Origin of the sequence: Marinobacter fuscus, from assembly GCF_003007675.1 — a bacterium.
Classification (GTDB): Bacteria; Pseudomonadota; Gammaproteobacteria; order Pseudomonadales; family Oleiphilaceae; genus Marinobacter; species Marinobacter fuscus.
The window spans coordinates 25147-33318 of sequence record NZ_PXNP01000105.1 but is presented as its reverse complement, the minus strand read 5'-3'; the positions used below and the strand labels follow the sequence as shown (position 1 = coordinate 33318).

7 protein-coding genes are annotated in these 8172 nt (G+C 51.0%); 3 read left to right on the top strand and 4 right to left on the bottom strand.

Annotation, left to right across the window (positions count from 1 at the left end; genetic code table 11):
• Positions 1-870 (top strand): IS66 family transposase (gene tnpC / locus C7H09_RS17050; RefSeq protein ID WP_116704456.1); only part of this gene is annotated, 870 nt, incomplete at its 5' end.
• Positions 871-885: 15 nt separating this feature from the next.
• On the opposite strand, the gene C7H09_RS17045 is transcribed toward tnpC, so the two are convergent.
• On the bottom strand, positions 886-1290 hold the full coding sequence (locus tag C7H09_RS17045; RefSeq protein ID WP_206074352.1) for a hypothetical protein: 405 nt from the start codon (positions 1288-1290) through the stop codon (positions 886-888).
• Between the two features lie 338 nt (positions 1291-1628).
• Here C7H09_RS17045 and C7H09_RS17040 point away from each other — a divergent pair, with 338 nt between their 5' ends.
• Complete coding sequence (locus C7H09_RS17040) at positions 1629-1925, top strand: hypothetical protein (RefSeq protein WP_099616052.1); 297 nt, start codon at positions 1629-1631, stop codon at positions 1923-1925.
• Between the two features lie 186 nt (positions 1926-2111).
• Complete coding sequence (locus tag C7H09_RS17035; RefSeq protein WP_094625952.1) at positions 2112-3425, top strand: ATP-binding protein; 1314 nt, start codon at positions 2112-2114, stop codon at positions 3423-3425.
• A 30-nt stretch (positions 3426-3455) separates the two neighbouring features.
• Here the strand turns inward: C7H09_RS17035 and C7H09_RS17030 are convergent, their stop codons facing one another.
• The 3 genes from C7H09_RS17030 to C7H09_RS17020 form a co-directional block, all read right to left on the bottom strand.
• A complete protein-coding gene (locus tag C7H09_RS17030; protein WP_058341920.1) occupies positions 3456-4994 on the bottom strand; it encodes a hypothetical protein in 1539 nt (512 codons plus the stop codon).
• Positions 4995-5067: 73 nt separating this feature from the next.
• On the bottom strand, positions 5068-6474 hold the full coding sequence (locus C7H09_RS17025; protein ID WP_058341921.1) for a hypothetical protein: 1407 nt from the start codon (positions 6472-6474) through the stop codon (positions 5068-5070).
• A 242-nt stretch (positions 6475-6716) separates the two neighbouring features.
• Positions 6717-8018 carry an IS1380 family transposase gene (locus tag C7H09_RS17020; protein ID WP_106764955.1) on the bottom strand — a complete coding sequence of 434 codons (1302 nt, stop codon included), beginning with the start codon at positions 8016-8018 and terminating at the stop codon, positions 6717-6719.
• Positions 8019-8172 lie beyond the last annotated feature (154 nt).

The following is an 8172-nucleotide window of genomic DNA, read 5'->3' as shown; positions in this document are numbered from 1 at the left end:
CGGGAAACCCAGAATGGCAGTGATTACCTGCAAGCTGATGAAACGCGGATCCAGGTGCTCAAAGAAGACGGCAAGAAAGCCCAGTCGGATAAATGGATGTGGGTGACCCGGGGCGGCCCGCCCGGAAAGCCCTCGGTTCTGTTCGAGTACGATCCCTCTCGCGGTGGCCAGGTACCGGTGCGCCTGCTGGATGACTTCCAGGGCATCCTGCAAGCCGATGGCTATTCCGGCTATGGACAGGTATGCCGCGAGAACAAACTGACCCGCATCGGTTGTTGGGATCATGCCCGGCGCAAGTTCGTGGACGCGTCCCGGGCAGCGCCAGCCAAGGGCAAAAAAGGCCCGCCCTCAAAAGCCGACGTGGCCCTGAGCCACATCCGGAAACTGTACGCTGTCGAGAAAGCCGCGAACGAACTGAGTGACGCCGAGCGCTATCGGGTGCGTCAGGAAAAAAGCCTGCCGTTGCTGAACGCCTTCAAGGCCTGGCTGGAGAAAAACGCCAGCAAAGTGCTGAAAGGCTCGCTCACCCGCAAGGCGATGGACTATACCCTGAGTCAGTGGGATACCCTGGTGGGCTACTGCGAACGCGGCGATTTACAGATCAGCAACGTGCTGGCCGAAAACGCCATCCGGCCCTTCGCCGTTGGCCGTATGGCCTGGCTGTTCGCCGATACCACCCAAGGCGCGAATGCCAGTGCCACCTGTTACTCGCTGATCGAAACGGCCAAGGCGAACAATCTGGAGCCCTCCGCTTACATCCACCATGTGCTGAAGCACATTGCCGAAGCGGATACCCTCGAAAAACTGGAAACATTGTTGCCCTGGAATGCTGCGTTGCCAGCTTCAAAAAAAGTGGCTCAGTACGATTAGGGCAAGTGGGTCGGTTTAACGGCGCTTACCAACAACCGTCTTGGCTTCTCCAATATCGGTCGGGGTACTGGTTCCGAGACGCACTCGTGATTGACGGGCATGCGCTCTCAAAGAGCTATCACCATCCTCTACGGATGTATCGAGAACACTCGGGTCATGCAAGTCACCGACATCCTGGTCTGTGTCGTAAATCATATCCAATTTTACGTAACCACCAATCGTAACCGAAGTGTTAGTGCCGGGCAGCAGCCACCCCTTGGAATCATTGGTCGCCGACATCTGATCCACCTGACTGCGCAAGTCGTTGATCTGCTTCTGAAGTTCCGCAGTTGATTGCGCCAAAGCAGATGGGGCCACCAGGCCCATGGTTGAAATCGCAAGTGTTGCTCTTATCGCTAACCTGAGTTTTTTAGTTTGCATTATAAATCAGTCTCCGTGAGCTTTCGTTATAAGATCCCCTACTGGCGATCGACACCTCACAAACCAAACGCGATGGCGGTTCGGTTAAGGCCACCGCCGGTAAGTTGCTGGTTATGCCGGCACTTTCAGCCAGAACAACGCACAGCCATTGATAGCAGATGAACTTGAAACGAAATTGAAAAAATACCCCCCCCTTAATACCTTTGTATTAACGACCCAATCGCAACCGTTCTTCCACCAGTGCCCTCTTTTCATCATTTAATTTTATTTTTTCAAGCTGAGTTAAAGTTCATCTGTTTCCATCAGGGTTCAGATCATTCAACTTAAAGGTGACTCTTATGAAAAAGCATCTCTTGCTCACATCTTTAGTATTAACCTTGGCGGCAGGAAACCTCCATGCCACTGAGGCCAAAAACGATAAGCTAGCACAAGGCATGCTCTCCAAAAGCAGCATTCAGGATATGAAGAGACAACATAGGGTAATGACACAGGCGGCGTTATCTGAAATGGGCATGGAGGCACGCCGAAAATTGATGTTATCGAATAAGGACGATATCTATCACGAGATGATCAAATCGGGAGATGTCAATCTATCTGAATTAGACCAATTTTCAAAAGATCAGTTTAGTCATTAGAAATAATGTCGCACCAATAGCTTTTTCGATTGAATAATAGAAACTTGTCGATACACGACATTCTAAAACCAGTTGCATCGTGAATGGTCTCCACCATTCCGTCTTGCCGCACTACTTTTGTAGTGCTGCTTTTTTAGGCCTAGATTTAGTCGATAACAAATTCTAACCACCTGCTTGGCAGACAACATGCCCAGAAAACAACAACGCCCTTCAATAAAACGGAAACTGCTTACTTTCCTGACGCTAACGGGTTTCGCGTGTACCGGGCTGATATTCTTCTCACACACCCTTTTAATCGACTATATCCATGACGAGCTTCACAGGCAGCAGCTAGAGGCTGCAGCTAACCGACTCTCAAAGATGCTAACAAATGATAAAGAAGAAATTACAAAATCCTCTCTCAGAAATTTTTCATTGTCTCAATATTCAGTTCACATCGAAGACAGTCAAGGTCGGAGTTTTACAAGCGAGAACATTAAACCGAAATTACAGGTGGTAGAATCGTTCAGAAAGCCTGGAATTTTTCACATATCGGATGATGATCGCTCAATCCTTGGCTACTACAGAATATTTAATAACAGACAAGATAAACTAAGCGTTACTATAATTGAAAAAAGCTCCTACTCACCAAACACGCTTGACAAAATCCACGTTCTTATATGGATAATATCTTTTACAATTCTCGTTACGATATCATTGATCATATTTATTGGGGTAACTATCGCACTAAAACCCTTAAAAATGATGAGTGCCCAATTAACGTCGCTTAAAAAGGGTCAGCGTAATAGACTGGATGAGAACGTACCTGAAGAATTCAATGAACTTGTCAAACATCTTAATCGTCTATTAGAGTCGTACGACAAAAAACTTACCCGTTCACGCCACCTAGCCGCAGATATTTCTCATAGCTTAAAAACCCCCCTTGCCGTCATAAACTCCATGATCAATGACGAAGCCATTCCCACCACAATCGCGAGTCAAATTAAGTCTCAACTGTCTGAAATGCACGAGCTGATCGACACTCAAATGAGAAAAACCGAAATGTCCGGTCAGTACATTGGAAAGGCGACACCGATCATTGAGAGAACTCTGGCACTGGTGGACGTAGTCAGTCGAATCTATCCTTACAAACAGATCCATCTTCAAGAAACATTACCCAGAGAGCTTGTCTGGCCAATTGATGAGCGTGATTTTAATGAGATCTTGGGTAATGTGCTTGATAACGCAAGCAAATGGTGCTCTCAGGAAGTTCATCTACACTTGAAACTTCACGATGACACTTTGACCATTCTTGTTGAAGATGACGGCCCCGGAGTAGCGTCACACCAACTCGCCGATCTTACCAAGCGCCAGAAAAGACTGGACGAAAAAACCCCTGGCTATGGCCTTGGCCTATCAATCGTTGAGGAAATCATCAATGACTACGGTGGTGCCATGCATTTTTCTTTATCACCCAAAGGTGGTCTTCGGGTTCTAATCGAGCTTCCCAGAAGCATTTGACGACTACAAGGGCAACTTATCCAGCTTTAGTCAGCGACCAGTAGGCATAGCAGCCCGATACACCAACGTCTCAACGTCAAAACTGTCACTTTGAACTGAGTTTTCATCCGGCGACATAAAGAATAACTCTGTATTGCCTGATACGGGGGACACCGGAACCGACGTTAGAAGACTTGTTGACTGCGTTTTGGGAGATTTCCCGGATCTCAGCGTCAACCAATCAACTCGAGTATCATAAACACCTATCATATCTTCGGCTGCACTGGATTCCTGTGGAATCCCGATATTAACTGCGTCCCCACCGGAGCGTACGAGCAGGTTCGGCAAAAATAGTGTTTGCCTCGGACTAAACACCAACTCAGGCGACACGTCGTAAGTCATACTCGTGCCTGCCACCCGGCTTCCAATCTCATAGTCCAGATGTGGGCCCTCGGTGCCAGCAGGGAAAAATGAAACCTTCCCTTGGGAGACGGTCACCATATTCAAAGGTCTCGGTTCGTTCTGAACAACGGCACCGATTACCCGGAACACTGGCGTGTACTGGCTTAATTCTTCATGAACGGCCTTCTCAAGATCAGGCCCGTTCGGTGAGATTGATATTTTATAGATCTCTGAACCAAACCCCTGCTCTGAGTAGAAAGACTGCCCGAGAATAGTTTCCCGGCGACCGTCAGCGTCCAAATCCTGCAATCCCAAGATTAAGGGAATGAAACCGATGGTTTCAGCCTTCCCCTCGGCCAACTGGATCAAAGAACTTGAAACACTACGGCCATTCCACTGATTCAAAATGAGGTAATATGAGTTCTCTGAAACGTACCAGTCCATTCGGATGACTTTCTCCCGACGGGGCACCTCAATGGACGCCAGGCTCTGAACAGCCCCGCTGGAATCAACAAGGAAAAAGCTGAGTTTGTTTCCATGCTCCGCCGCAAAATAGTAATCGCTGCCAGAACGAAACGCGGACAACGACTTTGCATTGATTGGCAGCTTCGCATATGGAGACGATGAAGCCTCCCCCTCAACTGAACCTACCCGATGTGCTTCAGCATCGGTCTGTACGATGCCGACCAACCAGGTGTTATTGTAGGTCGCAACGGCTTGACCTCTCCCGGTAACTTGAAAGCGCACCAATGGCACATCGTTTGACGCCTCTGGCTCGTCCCGCCACAAAAGATCAGGAAATCGGGCTTTCAACGCCGGCGTTACCGGCGTGGGATCGCCGACTCTGTCAGTAAACACCGCCGGAATACCGTAGAAGCGTTTCGATACAGCGCCAACGGAGGGCATCGTTCCAAACAGCACTTTCCCTACTGCTTGATCCTTTCCGATACTCTCGATACCGATGACTGCAAGGTTTTTCTCCGGGATGCCTGCATGATCAGGCTCCCGCAACACAACAAACAAATCACCTACCTCAACAGTGGCATCGTCGACTGTGAGGGAAAGCACTTTTTGATCACGATCTACCTGAATGACCTTTGCCTTTGCTGGATGCTCACGCTCAACCGCCTGTACCGCACCAGCTAGTAGTAGCATCAGGAACACAAATACTGCAGAACGAGTCATCATAGGAAAAAGTCACTTAATGCGGATTCATTTCGTATAACAAAAGCGGGGTGGCGCTCCCACCACCCCGTTCTTGTTAGAACTTGTACCTTACCCGACCGGCAACATGAACAATGTCCTGATCGCTTTTGCCGTCCTGTAAGGCAGTTTCCTCCAGCGCATCCATGGCATCGCCTGATGCCAGGTATGCAGCTTCTGCCGACAGCTCAAGCGAAGGGTATGGGAAGTACGAGACCTTGGAGCCAAATTCCAGTCCGAGATCTTTTGAGGACGATCCATCGGCAAGTGCAATGTCCTCAGCCAAGCGGTTGTAGACAATCATTCCGCTGACCGTAATATTGGCCGCTACTTTATGATCGAGCTGTAGCTTGTTCATGAAATACCCTTTGTCGAGGATATAGGGCGTTTCGGCGAAGTAGTCATCGCTCGTCATGTTTTCCTGAAAAATCATACTGTCGCTGAAGTCGACATCCGTGGCGATGAAGGCGTCGAAGTCCCCGTCTTGCTCATTGCCATCGCCCGATGCGTAGAGCACGGTGTACGTCAGTTGGTTTGGTCCAAATTGCAGCCCGAGCTCGCCGCGTCCCAGAACGGTCGAAAGGTCATAGTTCGTATTGGGATTCGTAGCACCATTCAATGGGACGAAATTTACACCTTCTATTGTTCCGCTTTGGCCAATCACCGTACCCTTCACGAACATGCGGCCTAGCGACGTCTCTTGACCATAATCCATCTCCACCCCAAAGCTGGAAACGGAATATTTGGAGTTATCAGCGATACTCTTCAGTTCATACTCCCTGCTATTTACCGTACCTACTCCCTCAGCAATTTGATCATTCATCTGATAGAGATAGAATAGGCCCGCGCTCAGGTTCGGTGAGTAACGCTTGTTCAGGTTGATCGCGAAGTTGTCCGCGCCATCCCAGCCTTCGTCCTGTTCTGAGTCGACGCCGCTCTCATTGGAAGAGTCACCTCGCCCCCATAACAACTGATAGTCAAATCCAGAGCCCAGTGAGCCTTTCCAAACAGCGGCTGTGGCGGTTTCAGTCCAGACATGTCGGTTCACTGACACTGGCTGCAAGCCCAGCGAGACGCGCTGGTCTAGCGTGTTGGGCACCAAGAAATCCACATAAGCCCACCGTGTTTCGATGTTCACACCATCACCGGAATAGTCGCCACCCGACCCCTCACCGTAGCGGATGCCACCAATCTCCGTCGCGAATACACCGGTAACTTTCTTGTCGTCGGAAGTTGCCTTCGCCCAGAAGCGATATTTGACCTCGCCGAAGCTCTCGGTCGGCTCGTCATCTTTCAGCGTACCGCCACCTGAGTTACCACCAGCAAACCAGTCTCTTTGATTGGTGTAGGCCTGAAAGCGGTTATCCATATCACCGTGGAATTCAACCTCCGCTGCCGTCGCGGCCCAACTTCCCGACAGTGTTGTCATCCCTGCAATCGCAGTGGCCAGAATGTTGCGCTTCAACGTATTCCCCTCCAGTTTCTTTCTTAATTGTTTGTGATATCCGATTCGTACGGATCGTGGCGCAAATCTTAAAACCAGCTAGCCCGGATTTCTCATAGGTCCCCGGCAAGTCTCGCAGACTGAACTGGTTACCGCTATGGCCGGTCGGTTTCGGCCATGCCTGCCCAATAAGTGATCAATTCCCTTGTCCGGACACACGGCCCCCTTACCCCCATTGAGTCGGGCCGGGGGAGCCCGGGCTTCTATCCCGGAACCAGACGGCGTACCAGGCCAGAGAGTTCGTCTTTGTAAGGATAGGCATCACTCATCAACACCCGTATGCGCCGAGTGTTGCGAATGATGACCGCGCCCACCTTGATCAGCTTCAGCCGCAGGTTACTGGCGCTCATGCGCTCGAAGGGCGTTTTCTTCAGGTGAGCGCGTAATCGCTCGAACAACGTGTAGGCAAAGCCCGACAGGAGCAACCGCCACTGATTGGTCCACCACCGCGTGCTGGAGGTACGATCTGCGAACAGACACAACTGCTGATCCTTGATCCGGTTTTCCATGTCGCCCCGGGCACAGTATTGCTCGTAGTAGAGTTTAACGCCGTCGTCGTAACGGGAACTGATGATGAACCTGGGGTTGGCACCCAGTTCGCCTTCTTCCAGCCGGGCGACCACCCAGCGGGGGTGTTTCCAGGTGCGGGCCTGGTATTGGAACCGGTAGGTGGCGGAGACTTTTTCACCCAGTTCGTTGTGAGCCTTGCGAACAAGCATTGAGGGTGCGTCTACCTCCTTGAGCAGTCGGCTGTTCTTACTGATACCGACCAGATAATCCACCTGATTCCGGTCGCACCAGCTCAGCAATCGGGGACGGTAGAAGCCGCTGTCACCCCGGAATACGATGCGGGTATCCGGCCAGTACTGGCGGATGAACTTCACCAGCAGGGCCAGAATGGCCCAGCTGTGGCGGCTGTCGCTTCGATTGCTGGTGCGCAGGTAGCTCACCAGCAGATGGCGACCGCAGAACACGTACAGCGGGAAGTAACAATGGTGATCGTAGTAGGCGTTAAAGAACTTGCCGGGCTGGTCGCCATGCACCGGAACGTCGGTGCCATCAAAATCCAGCACAATTTCCTTGGGTGGAGTCTCGTGCTGTTCAATGAAGTGATGCCACAGCAGTTCGTGGGCTTTGACCACCGCCTGCCGGTCCACGCGCTGTTCCATCCGGCACAAGGTCGATTTGCCCGCCAGAATGGCATATTCGCCGGTTGCGGTCTGAAGTGCCTGATCAGCGCGTAGCGCCTCGTGATCGTTCAGGTCTTCGTACCCGGCGGCCACGCCAAAGACCCGCTGCCGGACCATGGTTTGAAGCTTGTGACGAACCAGCACGGGATTACGGGCATCGTCCAGCACCGTAGCCAGGCGCTGAGTGAGCTGGTGTTGATTGTCGACTTCCCGAAGCAAAAGCAGTCCGGCATCGGAGGTGATGTGGCCACCGGAGAAGTCGGCTTCAATTTGACGGCGAGAGAGTGGCGAGAAGGTCAGTTTTTCAGGTACCATTTTGGATAGCGGCTGTTGGTGCTTGGTGAACGGTGTAAGGTCCTGAAACTATAGCACTTTCAGCCGCTTTCTTTTATCCCGTCATGAGAAATCCGGGCTAGAACAACGAACTAAAGGTCAAAAAAAAGGCGAGAATGAAGCATTCCCGCCATTA